Genomic DNA, 19802 nt, shown 5'->3' with positions numbered 1-19802 from the left:
TTAGTCAAGATACTTGCCGAGTATCCAGTTGACACCCTTATTGGCAAGAAGCATCGCCGCGAAGAGCACGAAACATATCGCTGACGAATAGCCCATCTCATAACGTACCCAGCCGTAGTCGGTAGCGTGGTTCATTATGGTATGTGCAGCGTAGTCGGTGGAAGGCAGACCTACCAGATTCTGACCTACCATACCAACTGTGAACGAAGTGGATATCTGCATAACAGCTGCGAACAGGAGCTGAGGTCCCATAGAGGGGATAGTGATCTTGAAAAGCTCCTGCCATCTGTTCTTGATGCCCTCGATAGCGCCAGCCTCGTACATGGACTTATCTATGTTCTGGAAGCCTGCACGTATCGCAAGGAAGCCTGCACCCATGGACATCCACAGCTGAACGATGATAACGACTGTAAGTATGTACTTGGTATCGGTTATCCACTGTGCAGGGGATTTCAATATGCCAAGATCCATCAGTACAGCGTTCAGGTAGCCGTAGGAGTCACCCGAAAGTATCAGCTGCCATGTAACATACACCGATGTTGTCATGGAAGGTGCATAGAATACGAATGTAAAGAATGTTTTCAGGAACGGATTCATCTCGTTTATCAGCCACGCTATAAGGAAGCTGAGAACATAGGAGAAAGGTCCTGTGAATATTGCGAATATCAGAGTATTTCTTATTGCAATAAGGAACACGTCGTCATTTACGAACAGTGTATAGAAGTTTGAAAGGCCTACCCATTTGGGCATCTGTATCATATTGAAGTTTGTAAAGCCCATAGGCAGTGACATTATAACAGGTACTACCGTAAAGGTGATAAAGAATATCATGAAAGGGATGAGCATGATATAGCAGCCTTTGTTGACTTTTACCATGTGCCAGGTATAAGCCCATTTGCCCTGTTTTTTAATAGGGCCGTCAGTATTTCTTGCCATAACACAGCACTCTCCTTTCCTTAGTCTAATCCGAGATCTGCACGCTTACGTGTGATCTCGTCATTGATATCCTTGTTGTACCAGAACAGGGTATCTCTTGCATTTTCGTTTTCGTTAACAACTTTTCTGAAAGCGTTCATAACGTTTCTTGTAACGCCGTAGGAAGCGGGGATTATCGGTATCTCGACCTGAGTGTTCATCTGATCGAGAAGCAGATCTGCTTCCTTGGTGGTCCATGAAAGACCTCTCAGTGCTTCCTGGTTAGCAGTGGAGTAACGTCCCATAGGTCCGAGTACGGATTCGATGTTGTTGCCATACTTGGTCTGAGTCTCTGTGCTTGTGAACCACTTGATGAAGTCCCATGCAGCATCCTTGTCGGGAGCCTTGTTGAAGATAACGCAGCCGGTGCTCTCAGAGTTGGCAGTATGGTTTATATTGCCGTTTTCGTCCTTGGTTCCGGGTACTGCTCTGAAGCTCCAGCAGCCCTTGATTTCGGGAGCGGCAGCTGTCAGCTGATTATAGAACGAATAGTCATTTACCAGAACAGGCATATCGCCCTGTCTGAATCTTGTGAACGCATCGTACTGCTGCTGGAAGCTGTATGTGGTATAGAACTTTGTCCAGGTATCAAAAGCTTCGATAGCAGGCTGCTCACTGAATGTGGTCTTGGTCTGATCTTCATTGTAGTAGTTCAGACCCTGCTGCAGCAGCATCATAGCGAAGGTGCTTCCGTTTTCTGTAACGGCGGAGACCATCGTAACACCCGCAGTAGCAGTAGCGGGAAGTCTCAGACCTACTTCAAGGTAGTTTCTCTGGAGAGTGGGCAGGCAGTTGATTATGCTGTCCCATGTCGCCAGATCGGTATCGGGGTCGATATCGTACTGTTCCAGAATATCCGATCTGTAGAACAGCATCGGGAAATTCTGTGTACAAGGCAGGCCGTAAACGCCGCCGTCATAGGTGTACAGTGTCATGATATCAGGTGCGAACCGCTTCGTGACTTCTTCATAGTCACTGAACTCTGTCAGATCAACTAGCGTATCTCTTACCGCCAGCTGAATGGGGTAGTCACCGCCCAGGAAGAGTGCCATATCAGGACCCTTGCCCGAGAACGTAGCCTCAGTAATACCGCCCTGTACCAGCTTGAGGTTTATCTTGTTATCAGAATTGGCATTGTAGTCACTGTCGATGAGTTCCTTGATAACTACCGCATTATCACGGCCGAGAGTTACCCAGCACTCCTGTGCAGAGGAATCTTCATCGTTTGAAAGAGAGTTGTAATCCTCAAAGAAAGAGCCTATAAAGGACTGGAAACCATGTCCGACAGTTCCGAAGAATGTCTGCTCACAGTCGGAGAAATCCACATTATCCGAGCAAAGCTCTATCTTATCAACTTCAAGGGGCTGCATTCTGTAAGTATTGATAAAGGTCGATACTGCAGTTACGTTATCCTTGATCTGTCCCATCATCTCGGGGATTATATCAGGCTTCTTCACACATTTGTCAAGTATTATCGCCATTTTTTCAAGAGTTTCGGCTTCTGTTCCGCCCGAACCCGAAAGCTTCTCGATCTTTTCCTTCTCCTCTCTGAGGAGTGCGGCATTATTTTTGAAATCATCGATGATAGTCGGTATAGCAACATCTATCATGTAGTTGTTGTACTCATCAGGAGAAGGACCTGTGATCTGTCTTATCTGGCGATAATAGCTGTTGATATCGAAAACGACATCATCAAGCTCGCCCATTATCTCGCCTATCTCACCTGGAACAGCTTCCAGGGTGATGGTGTTTGCACCGGCTTCAAAGAAGTAGTACATGGGGTCGCCGTCGCACGAAGGTGAAACAACATTCCAGTCGGTATCGTAGAAGAACTTCACCTGCTCCGATTCCTTGTTGGGAACCACGCCGTTTATGTACAGCCTTCTGTTGGAGTACATACCTCTCATCTGATCCTGTCTGCTGAATATACCTATTTTATAGTATCCTGCCTGAGAAACATTGACTTCCCAGGTGACAGCCTGTGTTGATTGGTTCCAGTTTCCGCCGCCGCCGATGGTGTTGTACCTTGTCTTGGTGGGGCTGTAATCCTTGGTGCTTGAAGTCATATAAGATGTCTTATCCGAAGTAGGATACAGTGTTCTTGAAGACTTGAAGCTGGCAGTTTCGCCCTCCAGCACTATCTTCTGTCCCGAAGACTGGCCTATCTCTGAAGCTGAAGGAGCGCTGTACGCCTTGGGTTCTTCATAATTGTATACCTTTATATCGCCTATCACGAACTGTGCTTTGTCCGAATCAAGGGTAAGCACGTGCTTGCCTGCTGTCATATAGAACTGCAAAGGCTCGTTGTACAGACCGTCAACATCTGCCAGAGGCTTATCCATCTGCCATGTGGGATATTCTATCTGTCCGGGACGCATATCATTGCCCTTAGCGTCCTCACCGATATCACCGTCATTCACCCACACTTTATCGAGTGTTATACGCTGAGCCGTACCGTAAGGGCTCTCGCCATCGATAAGCAGAGAGAATTCGATATCATTTGTCGTTCCCGGAAGAGCGTAGTATGACATTTTCAGATTGTATCTGCCATCCTGAGGTATCTCCACCTCATAGGATACCGAACCCTGCTGATTAGACCAGATAAATACATCATCCACGCCCTCAAAGCTCGTTTCGGCGCCCTTGGAAAGATCTGCACTCACCGAGTCAGGCAAATAATCCGAACCCTTTATAACGATCTCATCGATCGTAGGTCTCGCGGTATCCTCATATTTTTTCAGATACTTGCTGTAAGAGTTCTGACGGATACTGTCTGTGCCTGTCAAAGCCTCCGAGCTTTCATCGGCGGTGCCTAGAGAGTTGTCTGTTTCTGCAAAAGCCGTCGGAACAAAGCAGCTGACACTCAGAGATAGCGCCAAAGCAGAGCAAACAACACGCCTAAACATTGTGTTTTTCACTATTAGATCCACCCTTTCTATAAATAATGCTGTGAAAAAACCTGAGATCCTCACTGCACCGACGCATAGTCATTTAAACTGTAAAGAGATCCCATCTATCCTTAGTCTGTAAATCAGACCGAATATACTAACTGTCTTCCGAGGGGAAAAGAATTATCCCGCCCCGTTCTTCGTCAAGTTCCACCCTGACCTTGCCGCCGCCCTTTATTCCCAGCGACTGCATATAATCCTTAGGAAGCTGTAATCTGCCAGACCTGTCCAGTACAGCCAGCTCCTCATGTGAAGCTTCTTCCTCTTTCGTGATGACCTCGCCCATCTCGTCAAGGTCCTCCCTGTACGATTTTTTTCTTATTATCTCCGAGCTCGTCCTGCCGTCCCTTATCGCCACAACTCTGTCGATATGGTCTGCAAGCTTCAGGTCATGGGTCACTATCACAACTGTGACTCCCTCGCTCCTGTTCAGCTCCTTGAATATATCAAGTATCATCGCAGAGGTCTTTGTATCAACCGAACCCGTAGGTTCGTCCGCCAGCAGCAGCTTCGGGTCGTTCGCCATAGCTATAGCTATAGCCACTCTCTGCTGTTCGCCGCCCGACATCTGATCGAGCCTGCTGTTTTTCCGCTTTTCCAGCCCTACCTTTTTAAGAAGCTCCAGCGCTCTTTCACGCCTGCCCTTTCTGCCTTTCAGCAGCATGGGAAGTTCCACATTCTGCACCGCTGTCAGGTAAGGCACAAGGTTTCTCGCATTGTTCTGCCACACGAAGCCCACGGTATCCCGCTTGTACTCCATGTAGTCCTTATCCGTGAATTTCAGCAGATCCTTGCCGTCTACCGTCAGGCTTCCCGCCGAGGGTCTGTCAAGTCCCCCCAGCATATTCAGCAGCGTAGATTTGCCGCTGCCCGAATTGCCCACGATAGCCATAAGCTCACCTTTTTTCACATCCAGGTCAAGCCCCTGCAATGCCACCGCTTCCACATCGGAAGTTTTATATATCTTTACCAGATTCTCACATCTGATCATGTATTCCTCATCGGCTGACTTTATAATAGTATCATCACTCAACTATCTCACCGTCCTCCAATGTATACACCTTATCTGCCACGTCCATCATGCTTGGATCGTGGGTCGTCATGATTATCGTCATGTTCTGCTTAGCCACCAGCTCTTTGAAAAGCTTGACTATATGCAGGGCAGTATTGGTATCAAGTTCCGCCGTGGGCTCATCAGCGAATATCAGCCGAGGTTCGTGGGCTATCGCCCTTGCTATCGCAACTCTCTGCTGTTCACCGCCCGACATCTCGCCGGGTCTGTGGCTCATTCTCTTTTCAAGCCCCACCGCCGCAAGACATTCTCTTGCACGTGCGTCCCGCTTATCGTAAGGGTATTTCGCAAGCCTGAGCCCGAAGTTCACATTTTCAAGCGCCGTCATTCCCGACATCAGCGCAACCGACTGGAAAACGAAAGCCATATCGTACCTGCGCAAATTATCTCTTGCGCCCTCGGAAAGCCTTGTGATATCCTTACCATCGAACAGCACCCTGCCCTTGGTAGGTCGGTCAAGTGCCCCGAGGATATTTATCAGCGTAGTTTTGCCGCTTCCCGAGCGTCCTCTCAGCACGGTAAGCTTGCCTTTTTCTATCTCGATATTGACATTTTTCAAAGCAGAAACTATACTGCCATCGCCGATCTTGAAGTCACGGTAAAGCTCCTCTGTCCTGAGTATTACGTCCATGGGGCTCTCCCTCCCTTCCGCAGCTTTTGTACAGATCAATTATTATTGTTGATTTGTGCATTTTTCACATCTTGTGATATATTAATTTTTATCCATACAATATACAGTATTTGCTGTACAATGTGTTCAAAAATATTAGTTAAGTGAAGTGCACTATGCCACACGATTTATCGAAATTAGCCAAAATGGCATACTTTACTATCATTTATTATAACAATTAACCGACAATTTGTCAAGCGGCAGAAAACGTTTACGCAACCTTAAATTTAAGCTATAATTCAGCTTTCGCCGTACTGCACAATCGCCCACCGCAATTTTTATGCATTTTGCGTCATTCATTCGCAATTTTTGCATTGTTGTATCGATTACATATTTGCAATTCACAATAATTTTCCAAAAATCTTTGTGTAAAATCACAATAGATTTTCAAACTCTGTTATGCACAAAATTATCGTGTTAATTTAGTCCAAATTTCATAAATTTAAATACACAAAAACCGGACTGTCTATCCGACAGCCCGGTCCATGCTTATTATCCTGTTTTACGTGTTATTTGAGCTTTTTCTTGCCCTTGATAGCCGCAGCCAGACTTGAAACGTCCGAGATATTAACTTTTCCGTCCCCGTTAACATCTGCCTTTGAGGTGTTTTTGAGGAGCCTTTTGCCCTTTACGTGGGCAGCTAAAGCTGTCAGGTCGCTCACGTTCAGCTTGCCGTCACCGTTAATATCGCCCTTGGAAGTACTTGTTGAAGCTATCACCTCATAAGACAGTCCGTTCTCCTTTGCATACTGCTCTGCCGCAGAACCCTTGTATACTCTCATCTTGAAACCCTTTATCTTGCCGTTATCATAAAATCCCAGCGCATCGGGACTGATCTTTGTAACGCTCTTCGGGATAGTTACAGTACCCATAGCGGTACAGCCATAAAAAGCATCATACCAAATAGTTTGCAGACCGCTTGGGAACTGTACGTTAGTAAGACTTATGCATCCAAGGAAAGCGTCGAGACCTATCTCTTTCAGCTTTGAAGGGAACTTTACACTTGCAAGACCAACACAATCAATGAAAGTATTGGATTCTATCTCGGTGATGCCGTCAGGCAGAGAAATGCCCTTTAATCTGGCACAGAGGTAAAAAGCGTTTCCGCCTATCTTGGTTAGTGTGGAAGGCAGTGATATGCTTTCAAGTGACTTGCACTTAGCAAATGCGTGAACACCTAATTCTTTCACGCCGTAAGGCACAGTAACAGTCCTGAGTGAAGCGCACTCGTCAAAAGCATAGTCTGGTATCACCTTAAGACCGCTGCTTATCGTGAGGTTGCTGAGGGCTGTACATCCGCCGAAAGCATTGCTTCCCAGTGAAGTAACACTGTTAGGCATAGCTATTGCAGTCAGTGACACACAGTTCTCGAAAGCCTCATTTTGTATCTCCTTCAGACCGTTGGGCAGGTTTATGCTCTTCAGATTGCCGCAATTGAAAAATGCACAGGTACCTATGCTCTTTATCGTGGAGGGCAGAGTAACACTCATTATTGAATGATTGCCGTCAAAGGCTTCCTCGCCTATGCTGACTACAGTCTTGCCGCCTATGGAAGAAGGCACGCTCAGATTTGACGCACCGCCGTTATACGCAGTTATCTCCACGGTGTTGTCACCGAATACTATGTATTCGTAATCTCCGTATGTCGCCGCACTTGCGGTAACAGCGACACTCGAAACTATCGGGGCAGCAGGGCATACAGCTCCGCCAAATACCATCATAAGCGCACAAAGACCCGTCGCAACTCTTTTCATTTTCATAAAACCACTCTCTTTCATTTTCTCAGTTAATTATACCTATCACTATATTTTGTCTGCAGATAATCAATAGTAATATTATTTAACAGTATACTTTACTTTTAAACAAATAACTAGTCATAAAATGCTAAAAACATAATACGATGACACGATAATTGCGCATCAAAAAGCCGAACCATAGCGGTTCGGCTTGTGTATCTGCATATTATTCCTTTACGTGTGCCGCGATCCTTGTGAGGTCTGAAATAGTGATCTTTCCGTTGCCGCTTATATCGCCCTTTTTGGGTCCGGAAAATATCTTTTTGATCTTAACGGTCGTTGCTTTCGCTTGTGCAGATATAGTGTGCGGCAGTATATCCGCCCACAGGGTTCTCGATGTAGCTGTCTTCGAGTACGATATTTTTATAGCACATCGCATAATTTTGGGTCGATTTTAGATCTAATCTGGAATGGTGTATCTCTATGGTGTTTTCAGCGGAATAGTTATCGCTGTGTGTTTGACCGACACAAACCTCATTGTTACCTTTCACAGATACATCAGCATCTACGAACTCCTTCCAAAGCATACCAACACATACCAAAGTATACCAACTGTTAACTTTTTATCCCCTCTTGCAAAATCGCTGAAACCGTGCTATAATAATTTGAATAATATTTTTATAAAGAGGGATCAGTAAAATGAATGGCTGCAAAAGAGTTGCCGCAATACAGGATCTGTCAGGTCTTGGCAGATGTTCGCTGACAGTTATAATACCAACACTTTCCGCAATGGGTGTGCAGGTTTGTCCTGTGCCGACGGCGGTACTTTCCGCACACACAGGTTACAGTGAATTCGTTATCCGCGATCTCACGGATTTCATTCACCCCGCACTGGAGCACTACAAGCGCATGAACACGCATTTTGACTGCATATACAGCGGTTTCCTGGCTTCTGCCGAACAGATAGATCACTGCCTTGAATTCTTCTCCGCTTACCCCGATGCACTTAAAGTCGTCGATCCCGTTATGGGCGATGACGGCAAAAGCTACGCCACCTACACAGGCGAACTTTGCAAGCGCATGGGTGAACTTGTTGAAGTAGCTGACATAATCACCCCCAACATCACCGAAGCGGCTATACTTCTCGGTGAAGAATATCCATCAATGCCCCTTGGCAGCAGCGATGCAAAATCATGGCTGGTAAGGCTGTCGGGACAGGGTGAGCGCACTGTGGTCATCACCAGCGTGAACCTTGCAGGCGGCGGTATGCATACCATCGGATACGACAGGGATACCAACAGCTTCTGGAAGATACGAAACGACTACGTCCGCGGTGCGCACTATTCGGGCACGGGTGATATATTCGCCAGCGTACTCATAGGTTCGCTCCTTAAAGGCGACAGTCTCCCCATCGCCATGAACCGCGCAACAGCATTCGCCGAGCTGAATGTCAAGGTTACATACAGCTACCAGCAGCCCTGGACAGAGGGTCTTATGCTTGAAAGCCAGCTGCCCTGGCTCACAAGCTATCAGCAGCTTGACGGGTATTCTGTGCTATGAGTAATGTGGAAATTTTTGACAGTTCAAGGTCGTATTCCCTGCGGGCGGGGGGGCGGGAAAGCCTGTGTGATAAAGAACAGCAGCTTCCCCAGAAAGAACAGCAAAGTTCGCAGGACCGCACTCACCGACTGAACATAGTCCTCGTAGAACCCCGTATCCCCCAGAACACAGGCAATATCTCCCGCACCTGTGCCGTAACAGGCGCAGCACTGCACATGGTAAGACCTTTCGGCTTTGAGATAGACGACAAAAAACTCAAACGCGCAGGTCTTGATTACTGGGACAAACTGGATATATACTATTATAATAGTATAGAAGAATTTTTTGAGAAGAACGACGGCGCATACTTCTTCTTCACCACAAAAGGCAGGCAGGTACATTCCGAGGCCCGCTATCCCGAAGACAAGCCCGTATACATAATATTCGGCAGAGAAGATGCAGGTCTCCCCGAAGAACTCCTCTACGCCCACCCCGACGAATGTGTCCGCATACCAATGCGCAACACACTGAGAAGTCTCAACCTGTCCAACTCCGTGGCAATAGCCACCTACGAGGTACTCCGCCAGTGGGATTACCCCGACCTCGGCAGAGAAGGCAAACTTACAAAATATACATGGTGACAAATAAGATATAAACACCATGAAGGAGGATAACAAAATGAAAATCAAATATAAATACAGGAGCAATTTAATTTCGACTATTATTTTTGTGGAATTAATGGTTATGGTTGGATTGACAACAATAGCTATGATGTTAAAGTTTTCATCTAATCCATATAATAAAAGCCCCACTAAATCAGAACTAATATTGTCTATGTTATTTCTTTTAACCTTTGTTATATTTATTCTCTCCAGTGTGATTTTCTGTAAAATTAAAATACCGGTAGAGATGATCGCAGATTCAGACGAGCTGTCAGTCACGATGCCTTTTCGAGAAACCATTATAAGCTATTCCGATATTGAAAGTATAAGTCTAGATCACGAGTTCAAAAAGGCAGAAATACGTGGCGAAGATGATTTTTACAATGAGATACTGACAATAACTGATATCAACAAAAAGAAATATGTATATCACAAAAAAATCGAACTTGATCAAAACAAGGTAGCCAAGAACCCCGCATATCTGGAGAAACAGTTTGAAAAAAGCGAGTTCTCACGTCTCAAACGCTACATCGAGGAACAAATGAAATTTGAGAAAAGGCTAAGAATAAACTTACAAAATATACATGGTGACAGATAAGATATATACACCATGAAGGAGGATAACAAAATGAAAGAAAAATACGAATATGAATCCGTCAAAGAGATCGGTACCCTGGACGGTATATTATTATTTGGCGGTATAATACTGCTATGCTTTTCAATAATAAAACACAGCGATCTTGAACCCCGAACATTCTGGATATTAACTTCTATAGCGGGTTCCGCGCTGATCTGCTGGCTCGCACGCCTCTTAGTCCCTATGCACTTTACAGCCGATGAGACAGCTGTCACATTCAGAAGATTTTTCGGAAAGAAGATAGCGTATTCTTCCATAAAAAGCATAGATCTGCGACTCGAAAAAAGAATATACAAGAAAGACGAAGGTAACAGAACAGTCAGACACACGTATTTTATCGAGATACTGACTTTCCACTGTGAAAACGGCGATCACTCATTCGCCTGCAAATCAGAACCATCGCAAAAAACTATTACAATGTCGAACAATTCCGAGATCGTGTCCCCCGATGACACGACATACAGCCCTTTTTCACGGCTGAAAATATACATAGAAGACATAAAAAAGAAAAGCTGACAAAACATACATGGTGACAGATATAAACACCATGAAGGAGGATAACAAAATGAAAATCAACTATAATTTCAGAAGCAATTTACTTCCGATCATCACCCTATTATTAGCGTTTATACCACTTGTTCTTGGTGCAGGTTTAACAATCTCGCTAAATAACGAAGTATCATCCGTGCTTAAACCGGTTGTTATTATAATGTATCCTGTCATAGTGCTCGCCTGCTATATACTGTTAAAAAATTTGCCTGTAGAGATTTTTGCAGACGAAAACGCACTGAATATCAAGGTGCTTTTTAAGAAAACCGTTATAAGATATTCCGATATTGAGAGTATACGTTTAGAGCACGAATTCAGAAAGGCAAAACAGCGCGGCGAACAAAACTGGTATGGTGAGATACTTAAAATAACCGATATCAATAAAAATGAATATGTCTATTACCGAAAACTCGATCTGGATCAGGACAAGATAGCCATGAACCCCACATATCTGCCGGAACAATTTGAAAACAGCGAGTTCGCAAAACTGCAAACCTACATCGAGGAGCGCATCCCGATCATGCAGATCGACTAAACAGAAAGATAGAAAGAAAGAGTGACAACATAATGAGAGAAAAATATACACGTTTCTTTGAAAATGACACAGCTACAGCCATAGGCTGCGGAGTTGCAATTGTAATGTTATTCATATCGGCTCTGGCTGGCGTAGCAACAAGATCGACGGCAGGTGCAGCACTGGCATTTACGCTGATTGTGATTACCATGGCAGCCTTCAATATAACTGAGCCAAAAGCAAGCTTTGATGCCGACGATACACAGGTCACGTTCTCATATCTCGGCAGAAAAACTGTTATAAGATACGGTGAAATAAAAGATATGAAAATTGAACGTCGCAATAACGAGTTCAAAACAAGATCGGGCATCCAGAGATGCTATGTCGAGACCCTGACAATATACGCAAAAGAAAAGACCTACGTATTTTCAGCTCAGATGGATATCGACTATGACGAGGTAGCCAAAGACCCCGCAAGCATGACCGCACAGTTTGAGAACAGCAAGTTCTCACGCCTCAAAAACTACATCGAGGAGCGCATTTATATAAATATATAAAAAGAGAAAAATAACATATAAAGAGGAAACAACAAATGAAGATAAAATATAAATACAGGAGTCCGTTATTTTACGTTTTGTTTTATGGCGGCATAGTTCTCATGATCTTGCTGGCATATTCAGGCGTGAGATTGCGGGAAGAAGACGCAGGCATCATCCTTATATCCATAGCAGTATACATAGTACTGCTTATTATACTGTCAGTTGTACCTGTGAGTATGCACGCCCGAAAACGTTCGGTGCTTATAAAGGTATTCTTTAAGAAGACCAGAATAAGATACCGCGATATATCAGAAATATCAGTTGAACAAGAGTTTCAAACGGCGATGATACGCGGTGATAAGGATCACTATAATGAAATACTCACCATAGAAACAAAATATGGTAAACGCTATATTTACCGCCGCAGGCTTGATATCAATTATAAAAACCTGATACGTCACCCCTGCGATCTAAAGCGTGATTTCAATGAAAGCAAATTCTCTCAGCTGAAAACTTACATTGAGGACATGATAAAGACAACCTGATAAAGGAAAGGAAATGAAAAAATGAAAGAAAAATACGACTATGACACTGTCAACGATACCTCTGCCACGGAAGGTTTAATATTTTTTGCCGCAGTTGGACTGATGATATATTTATTCATGAAAGGTGACCATCTCGATAGACGGATATTCTGGATATTAGTTTTTATATCAGGTTCCGTGCTGGCATTCTTTATCGGACGAATCTTAGTCAGTGTGCGCTTTTCCGCTGACGACAACGCTGTCACATTCAGCAGGATATTCAGGAAGCGGATACCCTATTCCTCAATAAAAAGCATCGATCTGCGCACCGAAACAAGATCGTTCAAGAAAAAAAAGACGAAGTACCAAATTGTCACATATACAGGTGTCACTGAAATAATAACTTTCCACTGTGACGACGGCGACCATTCATTCGCGGGCATACTTGTCCCGCCGCACGACACATCCGAACCGTCAGGTGTGTCAGCCGAGGACATGGCAAACAGCAAGTTCTCACGCCTCAAAAACTACATCGAGGAGCGCATCCCGATCATGAGTGCTGAAAAAATATAATGAAAGAATGACAACTCATGAAAAGAAAATATGAATTCAAAGGCAATGGCAGATGGACGACCGTAGTATCGGTCATATTGTTTATACCATTAATGGTCTGGTTCGTGCTGGCTGCCGTATATGACAGCGTTGCTGCAATGGGTCTGTGGCTGCTGACGCTCATAGGTTTCATCGCCATAGATCTGAATATCCCCTGCTATTATGATGCGGGAGAGACTTCGGTCACTTTCAGCATATTCGGCAGAAAGACCCATATAGACTACCGCGACATAAGGTCTGTGGAGGTCAGTTACGGCGAGTACAGAACACTTGTAGATAAGTCGATAGTTTTTGTAACCCCTTTTGAAGAACTTGTGATACAGACCCATGAAAAACGGTATGTGTTCTGTACAAAGCTGAGAGATTTCAGCGGCAAAGGCTGTATGACAGAACTCAAAGACTATATCGACGAGCGTATAGGCTTGAAAGAGCGCATATAATTTATTTTCATGTAGGATGTATAAAGGAGAACATGGTATGAAAGAAGAATTTACTTATTCTTCGGATACTGGGCTTTTGCTCATATTTCCGACCTTTTTAGTAGTTATTATATTAACTGTAGCGTTAAATAAGTTTTGGTACGGTGCAACAGTTGTTTCCGGGATACTGTTATTGTTATGTCTATTGCTTCTATTGATATCCAGTTTTGTTCCATGTAGCTTTGAGGCGCAGGAAACGGAAGTCAGATTTATAAAAGCATTTATAAAGACCGATGTTATAAAATACAGCGATATCAGGAGCATGGAAATAACGAGAGAGCATAACGATACAAGGTACGGCACCAAATGGGTAGAAACTATCTGCTTTGACCTAGGAAGTAATAAGCTGACATTCAGTGCGGCAATGGACATCGACTATGACGCGTTAGCCAAAAAAACCACATATCTTACAAAAGAGTTTGAGAACAGCAAGTTCTCGCAATTAAAGCGATACATAGATAATAAAATAAATACAGACCAAGGAGGAAAACCAAATGTCTAAAATAAAGATAATGACAGATTCGGCGAGCGATATCTCAGCCGAGAACGAAAAGAAGTACGAAATTCACGTAGTACCTTTCAAGATGAGTATGGGTGATAAAAGCTACACCAGCCGCGTGGATTTCGACAACGAGAAGTTCTACAAAATGATGGACGAGTATGACGGCATACCCCTGACATCGCAGATAACTGCATTTGAATTCGCAGAGAATTACAAGGAGCTTTACAACGCAGGTTATACCGATGTTATCTATGTCAGCATAAACTCAAAGGGTTCTGCCACATACAACAATTCCGTCATGGCAGTTGAGCAGTTTTATGAGGAAGTACCCGAAGCAAAGGGCAAGTTCAATATCATCAATATCGATGGCAAGGGCTACACAGGCGGATACGGCTATGCAGTGGTAGAAGCTGCCAAGAAAGCGCAGAAAGGCGCATCTGTAAGCGAGATAGAATCCTTTATCCGCGATTGGGTGGATAACTGCGTTATATTCTTCGGAATGTATTCTCTGCAATATGCCAAGAAATCGGGACGTATCCCCGCGGCAGCTGCATTCGTGGGTGAGATAATGGGTCTCCGCCCTGTATCCCGAATTCAGCATAACCAGATAACCACCGAAGCCAAAGTACGCGGCGACAAGGCGCTTATCCCCAAGATAATCGAACTCACCGCAGGCGAACAGATACCCAAGACACCTTACTGCGTCGTATACGGCAACGATACCGAAGTCCGTGACGAGATGATACAGGCTATGACCAAAAAGCTGGGCTATCCCCCTGCCGATACCTATCAGATAGGTTCGGAGATAGCGGTAAACGCAGGTCCGAAGGTCATCGGTGTGATATTCAAGTCACAGAACAAGTGATATAACATAAAAAGAGCGTATGCATTGAGTTTTGCATACGCTTGATCTTTTTGTTAGCGCTGACGATCAGGAATTCAAATATAGTGCCACGCCGCCGAGTATCACCAGCACACCCAGTACACCAAGGATAAGTCCTGTCATTTTTCCTTTGCCCTCGTCAGTAGTGTCTTCGCTTTCGTCGGTTTCCTCTTTTTCCTCTGCAATATAATATGCAGAAGGCTTTGCAGGGTCGTATTTGATCTTGATATTATCGCCCTCTGAATAGCCGTCATCCGGTATCTCTTGTGAGTATTCCTCACCGTTCGCGGTGTAGACTATCTTCCATTCCACGAACTCTCTGTCCTCACCGCCGTTGGGGTCGGGCATTTTGGTAACTATCTTTTCAACTGCCTTTGCTGTGCCCTCAACATAGTTATCTTCCTTGATGACAGTCTCACTGCCGAGGGTCGGTATAAAGCTGTACCCCTGCGCAACTTTGAACGCTATGTACAGCAGAAGAAGTCCCGTAACTGCAAGCACTATCCCGACGATATGACCTGCCCCGCTGAAAAGCCCGTCAAAGCTTTTGTCAGTATCATCTGCAAGGGCAAGAAGTTTATACATTTCCATTTTACTCACTCCTCAGCATGGGGTTTTCGTACCCGTGCTTTTCATAATTGTTGTTCAGCATAGTTAAAAGTTTGGTGCTTTTTATGCCGAGATAAAGTTTCAGCGGTCTGCCGTTGTTGTAGTAGATGTTGAGAGTCTCTTTGATGACCTTGCCCTGTGTATAATCGTAGCTGTATTTTTCGGCAGGTCGGAGACAATCCTTTTTTATCTCGGGGACGATAATGCCCTCGGGGGTGATTATAGTGAATGCACAGGGCAGAAAAAGCAGAGTTACTATCAGCGAAAGCACATACACGGGCAGAGACATATTATCCACCGAATAACAGCAGGTCACACCCGCTGCAAAAAGTATCATGCAGAGGATATCGCCTATCTCGGTAAGGGTGACTTTATCCTTTGCGGCTTTCCATGCCTTTATCACGCGGATATCTGTAACAATCAGTGCCGCAGCGACTATTGCAAGGCATACCAGCATCACAATATCAAGATCGGTCATGATATCACTCCCTTACGTAGGCAAGTTCAAGGTCGCCGTCAACAAAGCCGAAACCTACTGCACGGTAGTTTTTCAGCATATCCGAGTATCTGCCATTTTCAAGATAAGCGGATATAAGTTCGCGGACATCTTCGTGTGCTTCTTCCCAGCTGTATTCCTTTTCCCAGTAATACAGGTCTTCCTGCGAGGAATAAACTTCAAAGCAAGCCCATTCATCATCCTGTGCATCAAATCTGTCGGAAGCTACCAGCTGAACGGACCAGCCGTTATTTTCCTCCTCGTAGATATTGAAATTAACTGCCGCCGCTGTATCGGGGAGACCGTTCTCCAGTTTTTCATCGAGCCATGCTGCGAATTCTTCGTACATTATATTTCTCCTTTCGTATGCTGTGGTATCGGTTGGTATAAAAAATTATACCACTGTAAGGACTATTCAAAGATATTATACCACATCGGCAAAGCGAGGTCAACCGTTTTTTGAGGATAGAATGCCAAGGAAGCGAGCTTTTGGTCAAGCTTTTCGTGAAAAGCTTGCGGAGAGCCACAATCAGCAAAGCTGACTGTTGAGGGGCAGAGCCTCTCGGTCAAAGCGCAAAAGCGATGTGAAAATTGTGCTTTAAATAGCAAAGCAAACTCCCGACCAAACCGGCGCGGCAATACCAAATTGTACGAGCGTGTACCAAACCATACGACACGCACAAACTATCCGCGTAAAATTATTGCTCGCGCATCGACCCGAGGACGCTGCCGACGCAGTCGCAGCTGAGAGGCGAAAACTCACCAACTACCCGCCAAAGCAAATATACAATTAAAAACACGCTAAGTATAATTCGCGGCAACAGGTCAACACTATAACCATAAAACTGAAAGGACTGATACTATGATAGAAAAAGATACCGTCCGACTTTTGCGGGAATGTGACGCGGGTGCAAAAATGGGTGTATCCTCAATAGAGGATACTATGGAGTTCAGGCTGAGTGAACCCTTGAAAAATATCCTTGAAAACAGCAGGGAACAGCATATGGAAATGAACAGGGTGATAAATGAACGGCTTGAAAGATTCAGCGATGAGGGTAAAGACCCGCCGATGATGGCTGAACTTATGGGGAAGATAAAGGCGAATTTCAAACTGGTGACAGATGATACCGATAAAGCGGCGGCAGAGTTCATAACTGACGGCTGTAATATGGGTATCAAGTCGCTTTCAAAATACCTCAACCAGTATGCCGCGGCAGAGGAATACTCCAAGGATATCACGAAAAAGCTGATAGCGCTGGAAGAGGAATTGGCAAGGGAACTGAGAGGGTTCTTGTAAGGCAAAACAACCGACCGGCGGGAATTGTCAAAGATGATTGCTTTGGCAGTTTCCGCCGGTTTGCTTATCATCTCCCAATTGTTAAAATTTTATCTGTAAGCATTGACATTGGTCTGCTATTGTTGTATAATTGATTATGTAGGTTTTAATCTTATTTTCTATAAAAAGGAGTTTTTAAAATGAAGAAATCCGTAAGAAAAGCTATCATTGCAGGCAACTGGAAGATGAACAAGACCCGTCCCGAAGCTAAGGAGCTTCTGGAAGCTATCAAGCCCCTCGTAGCAAATGCTGAAGGTAAGGTCGAGGTTATCGCATGCGTACCTTTCACCAATCTGGAGACTGCTGTTAATACTACCGCAGGTTCTAACGTAAAGGTCGGCGCTGAGAACGTTCACTTCGAGAAGAGCGGCGCCTTCACAGGCGAGATATCTGCTGATATGCTGACTGAGCTGGGCGTTGAGTACGTTGTTCTCGGTCACTCCGAGAGAAGACAGTACTTCGGCGAGACCGATGAGACTGTTAACAAGAGAACAAAGGCTGCTCTGGCTGCAGGTCTGAAGCCTATCGTTTGCGTTGGCGAGCTGCTCTGGGAGCGTGAGTGCAACATCACTGAGGAAGTTATCGCTCGTCAGATCAAGCTTGACCTCTTCGATATTTCCGCTGAGGACGTTAAGAAGACTGTTATCGCTTACGAGCCTGTATGGGCTATCGGCACAGGCAAGACTGCTACTGCTGACCAGGCTGAAGAAGTTTGCGCATTCATCAGAGCTACACTTGCTAAGCTGTATGACGATGCTACCGCTCAGGCAGTTACTATCCAGTACGGCGGATCCATGAACGCAGGCAACGCTGCTGAGCTGCTCAGCAAGGAGAACGTTGACGGCGGTCTTATCGGCGGCGCTTCCCTCAAGGCTGCTGATTTCAACACCATCGTACAGGCAGCTGTAAACGGCTGATATCTGAATTAGCAAACACATCGGGGGGCGGGTCAGCCCGCTCCCTTTTTTCATAGAGTAATTGGGGAATTTGGGGAAATTCTTGCAATAAATATATTCAGCGGTAAATTTATGCCGTCTGATATTATTCATGAGGTGTGTTAAAAATGAAAAGAAGCAGGCTGCTGCGCAGACTTATGACTCTTTCGGTAGTATCCGAAGTCATCTATATGTTTTTTATAACTATACTGTTGATCTTTCGTCCCGCATTTTATGACGATGCGCTGATAAAATTCTTCAAAATAGAAATCAGTGAAGTCCCCGCAAATAATCCCGACATGACACTTGCTGCCGTACTTCTGGGCGGCGTTATAATCTACTTTATATTATGGTTCTTGCTTAAACTTATGATGGATAAGGATATGGACCCGCAGATCATCGGTTTGCTGTCATTCCTTATGCTTCCGGCATCTACCATTATTTCAAGACTGCTGTTCTCAAAGGCGGTGAGATCAGCGGCTGAACTTGGCGCTGATGTCAAAGCCTTTACCCAGACACATTTCCGCATTCTGGAATACTGCGGCTGGGCAAATCTTGCGGCATATATCTTCATGCTGATGGGCTTTGCAGTTTGCAGGCAGAGATTTTGTGATCTGGACTGACAGTATCTGAACTTCAGGTCACACTCTAAAGTGTATATTTAATTCTTATTTGTTTTCGGTAATATATGCGCAAAGCATTTATTATAAATAAGTATCCCGCTGTCCTTCATGCGCGGACAGTGAGATAAACGAAAGGACAATTTAATATGAGCATGAAACTGGTACTCATCCGCCACGGCGAAAGCGAGTGGAACAAGGAGAACAAGTTCACGGGCTGGACTGACGTTGAGCTGAGCGAGGCAGGTGTTGAGGAAGCAAAGAAGGCAGGCAAGGTCTTGAAAGAGACAGGCTATGACTTTGATATCTGCTATACCTCATACCTCAAAAGAGCTATACATACGCTCAACAATGTACTGGCCGAGATGGACAGAGAGTGGCTGCCCGTAGTTAAGAGCTGGAGGCTCAACGAAAGGCACTACGGCGCTCTCCAGGGTCTGAACAAAAGCGAAACTGCCGCTAAATACGGCGAGGAGCAGGTGAAGATCTGGAGAAGATCCTTTGATATCCCTCCGATGGCACTAACCGAGGATGACGAAAGAAATCCGAAGAAGGACCCGAAGTACCGCGAGGAAGATCCCGCAGAGTTACCTTTGCAGGAAAGTCTCAAGGATACCATCGCCAGAGCTGTTCCGTACTTTGAAGAGGAGATAAAACCTCAGATAAAATCGGGCAGGCGTGTGGTTATAGCGGCTCACGGCAACAGCCTGAGAGCTTTGGTAAAGTACTTTGACGGTCTCAGCGATGAGGAGATAATCAATGTGAATATACCTACGGCAACACCGCTGGTATATGAATTTGATGACGAATTCAACGTGATCGGCAAGGAGTATCTGTGCGACCCCGATGAGCTTGCTGCAAAAATGAACAGTGTGGCAAATCAGGGCAAAGCAAAGTAACAGTTTCGGCTGAAATTTCAAAGCCGAAGAGCTGTCGGGTCCCCCGCTGCGGCGGGGGCGCTTGGC

General features: G+C 45.0%; 24 protein-coding genes. 15 read left to right on the top strand and 9 right to left on the bottom strand.

The window, feature by feature from the left end:
• From N773_RS0113495 to N773_RS0113470, 6 genes are all read right to left on the bottom strand, one after another.
• A complete protein-coding gene (locus N773_RS0113495; protein WP_024858277.1) occupies window positions 1-936 on the bottom strand; it encodes a carbohydrate ABC transporter permease in 936 nt (311 codons plus the stop codon).
• Window positions 937-956: 20 nt separating this feature from the next.
• Window positions 957-3854: an extracellular solute-binding protein gene (locus tag N773_RS0113490; RefSeq protein WP_242840390.1), complete on the bottom strand. Its 2898-nt coding sequence runs from the start codon at window positions 3852-3854 to the stop codon at window positions 957-959.
• A 166-nt stretch (window positions 3855-4020) separates the two neighbouring features.
• Window positions 4021-4956 carry an ATP-binding cassette domain-containing protein gene (locus tag N773_RS0113485; RefSeq protein ID WP_347494482.1) on the bottom strand — a complete coding sequence of 312 codons (936 nt, stop codon included), beginning with the start codon at window positions 4954-4956 and terminating at the stop codon, window positions 4021-4023.
• A complete protein-coding gene (locus tag N773_RS0113480; protein ID WP_024858274.1) occupies window positions 4949-5626 on the bottom strand; it encodes an ABC transporter ATP-binding protein in 678 nt (225 codons plus the stop codon). Before N773_RS0113480 ends, N773_RS0113485 begins: the two co-directional genes overlap by 8 nt.
• 548 nt (window positions 5627-6174) lie before the next feature.
• A complete protein-coding gene (locus N773_RS20270) occupies window positions 6175-7425 on the bottom strand; it encodes a leucine-rich repeat protein (RefSeq protein WP_024858273.1) in 1251 nt (416 codons plus the stop codon).
• Between the two features lie 305 nt (window positions 7426-7730).
• A complete protein-coding gene (locus N773_RS0113470) occupies window positions 7731-7988 on the bottom strand; it encodes a hypothetical protein (protein ID WP_155250900.1) in 258 nt (85 codons plus the stop codon).
• A gap of 112 nt (window positions 7989-8100) precedes the next feature.
• On the opposite strand from N773_RS0113470, the gene N773_RS0113465 reads away from it, so the two are divergent.
• From N773_RS0113465 to N773_RS0113415, 11 genes are read left to right on the top strand one after another with little or no spacing between them, the layout of a single operon-like run.
• A complete protein-coding gene (locus N773_RS0113465; protein WP_024858271.1) occupies window positions 8101-8961 on the top strand; it encodes a pyridoxamine kinase in 861 nt (286 codons plus the stop codon).
• Complete coding sequence (locus tag N773_RS20265) at window positions 8958-9581, top strand: tRNA (cytidine(34)-2'-O)-methyltransferase (protein ID WP_024858270.1); 624 nt, start codon at window positions 8958-8960, stop codon at window positions 9579-9581. The genes N773_RS0113465 and N773_RS20265 overlap by 4 nt, the downstream gene beginning before the upstream one ends.
• Window positions 9582-9618: 37 nt before the next feature.
• A complete protein-coding gene (locus N773_RS0113455) occupies window positions 9619-10200 on the top strand; it encodes a hypothetical protein (RefSeq protein ID WP_024858269.1) in 582 nt (193 codons plus the stop codon).
• Between the two features lie 30 nt (window positions 10201-10230).
• Window positions 10231-10755, top strand: a complete 525-nt coding sequence (locus N773_RS0113450; RefSeq protein ID WP_024858268.1) for a hypothetical protein — start codon at window positions 10231-10233, stop codon at window positions 10753-10755.
• Between the two features lie 49 nt (window positions 10756-10804).
• A complete protein-coding gene (locus N773_RS0113445) occupies window positions 10805-11323 on the top strand; it encodes a hypothetical protein (RefSeq protein ID WP_024858267.1) in 519 nt (172 codons plus the stop codon).
• A 32-nt stretch (window positions 11324-11355) separates the two neighbouring features.
• Complete coding sequence (locus N773_RS21340; protein WP_024858266.1) at window positions 11356-11859, top strand: hypothetical protein; 504 nt, start codon at window positions 11356-11358, stop codon at window positions 11857-11859.
• A gap of 35 nt (window positions 11860-11894) precedes the next feature.
• On the top strand, window positions 11895-12386 hold the full coding sequence (locus N773_RS0113435; protein WP_024858265.1) for a hypothetical protein: 492 nt from the start codon (window positions 11895-11897) through the stop codon (window positions 12384-12386).
• Window positions 12387-12407: 21 nt separating this feature from the next.
• Window positions 12408-12938, top strand: coding sequence for a hypothetical protein (locus N773_RS0113430; protein WP_024858264.1), 531 nt, complete (start codon window positions 12408-12410; stop codon window positions 12936-12938).
• 17 nt (window positions 12939-12955) lie between these two features.
• A complete protein-coding gene (locus tag N773_RS0113425; protein WP_024858263.1) occupies window positions 12956-13417 on the top strand; it encodes a hypothetical protein in 462 nt (153 codons plus the stop codon).
• 37 nt (window positions 13418-13454) lie between these two features.
• A complete protein-coding gene (locus N773_RS0113420) occupies window positions 13455-13958 on the top strand; it encodes a hypothetical protein (RefSeq protein ID WP_024858262.1) in 504 nt (167 codons plus the stop codon).
• Complete coding sequence (locus N773_RS0113415; protein ID WP_024858261.1) at window positions 13951-14823, top strand: DegV family protein; 873 nt, start codon at window positions 13951-13953, stop codon at window positions 14821-14823. Before N773_RS0113420 ends, N773_RS0113415 begins: the two co-directional genes overlap by 8 nt.
• 66 nt (window positions 14824-14889) lie before the next feature.
• On the opposite strand, the gene N773_RS0113410 is transcribed toward N773_RS0113415, so the two are convergent.
• From N773_RS0113410 to N773_RS0113400, 3 genes are read right to left on the bottom strand one after another with little or no spacing between them, the layout of a single operon-like run.
• A complete protein-coding gene (locus tag N773_RS0113410; RefSeq protein WP_024858260.1) occupies window positions 14890-15432 on the bottom strand; it encodes a DUF3592 domain-containing protein in 543 nt (180 codons plus the stop codon).
• Window position 15433: 1 nt separating this feature from the next.
• Entirely contained in the window at window positions 15434-15928 is a 495-nt protein-coding gene (locus tag N773_RS0113405; protein ID WP_024858259.1) for a hypothetical protein, read from the bottom strand.
• A gap of 4 nt (window positions 15929-15932) precedes the next feature.
• Window positions 15933-16295 carry a hypothetical protein gene (locus N773_RS0113400; protein ID WP_024858258.1) on the bottom strand — a complete coding sequence of 121 codons (363 nt, stop codon included), beginning with the start codon at window positions 16293-16295 and terminating at the stop codon, window positions 15933-15935.
• Between the two features lie 513 nt (window positions 16296-16808).
• Here N773_RS0113400 and N773_RS0113395 point away from each other — a divergent pair.
• The 4 genes from N773_RS0113395 (at window position 16809) to gpmA (ending at window position 19736) form a co-directional block, all read left to right on the top strand.
• A complete protein-coding gene (locus N773_RS0113395) occupies window positions 16809-17243 on the top strand; it encodes a hypothetical protein (RefSeq protein ID WP_024858257.1) in 435 nt (144 codons plus the stop codon).
• 179 nt (window positions 17244-17422) lie between these two features.
• Window positions 17423-18199: a triose-phosphate isomerase gene (tpiA, locus tag N773_RS0113390; protein WP_024858256.1), complete on the top strand. Its 777-nt coding sequence runs from the start codon at window positions 17423-17425 to the stop codon at window positions 18197-18199.
• Between the two features lie 146 nt (window positions 18200-18345).
• Window positions 18346-18840 (top strand): hypothetical protein, encoded by a 495-nt coding sequence (locus tag N773_RS0113385; RefSeq protein WP_024858255.1) that lies wholly within the window; start codon window positions 18346-18348, stop codon window positions 18838-18840.
• A 146-nt stretch (window positions 18841-18986) separates the two neighbouring features.
• The gene (gene gpmA / locus N773_RS0113380) at window positions 18987-19736 is read left to right on the top strand and encodes a 2,3-diphosphoglycerate-dependent phosphoglycerate mutase (protein ID WP_080678343.1); all 750 of its coding nucleotides are present in this window, start codon (window positions 18987-18989) and stop codon (window positions 19734-19736) included.
• Window positions 19737-19802: the final 66 nt, after the last annotated feature.

The sequence above is a fragment of the Ruminococcus albus AD2013 genome, from assembly GCF_000526775.1.
GTDB classification, from domain to species: domain Bacteria; phylum Bacillota; class Clostridia; order Oscillospirales; family Ruminococcaceae; genus Hominimerdicola; species Hominimerdicola alba_A.
Note: the sequence above shows the minus strand (reverse complement) of the source record. Positions and strands in the feature narration are given on the sequence as shown.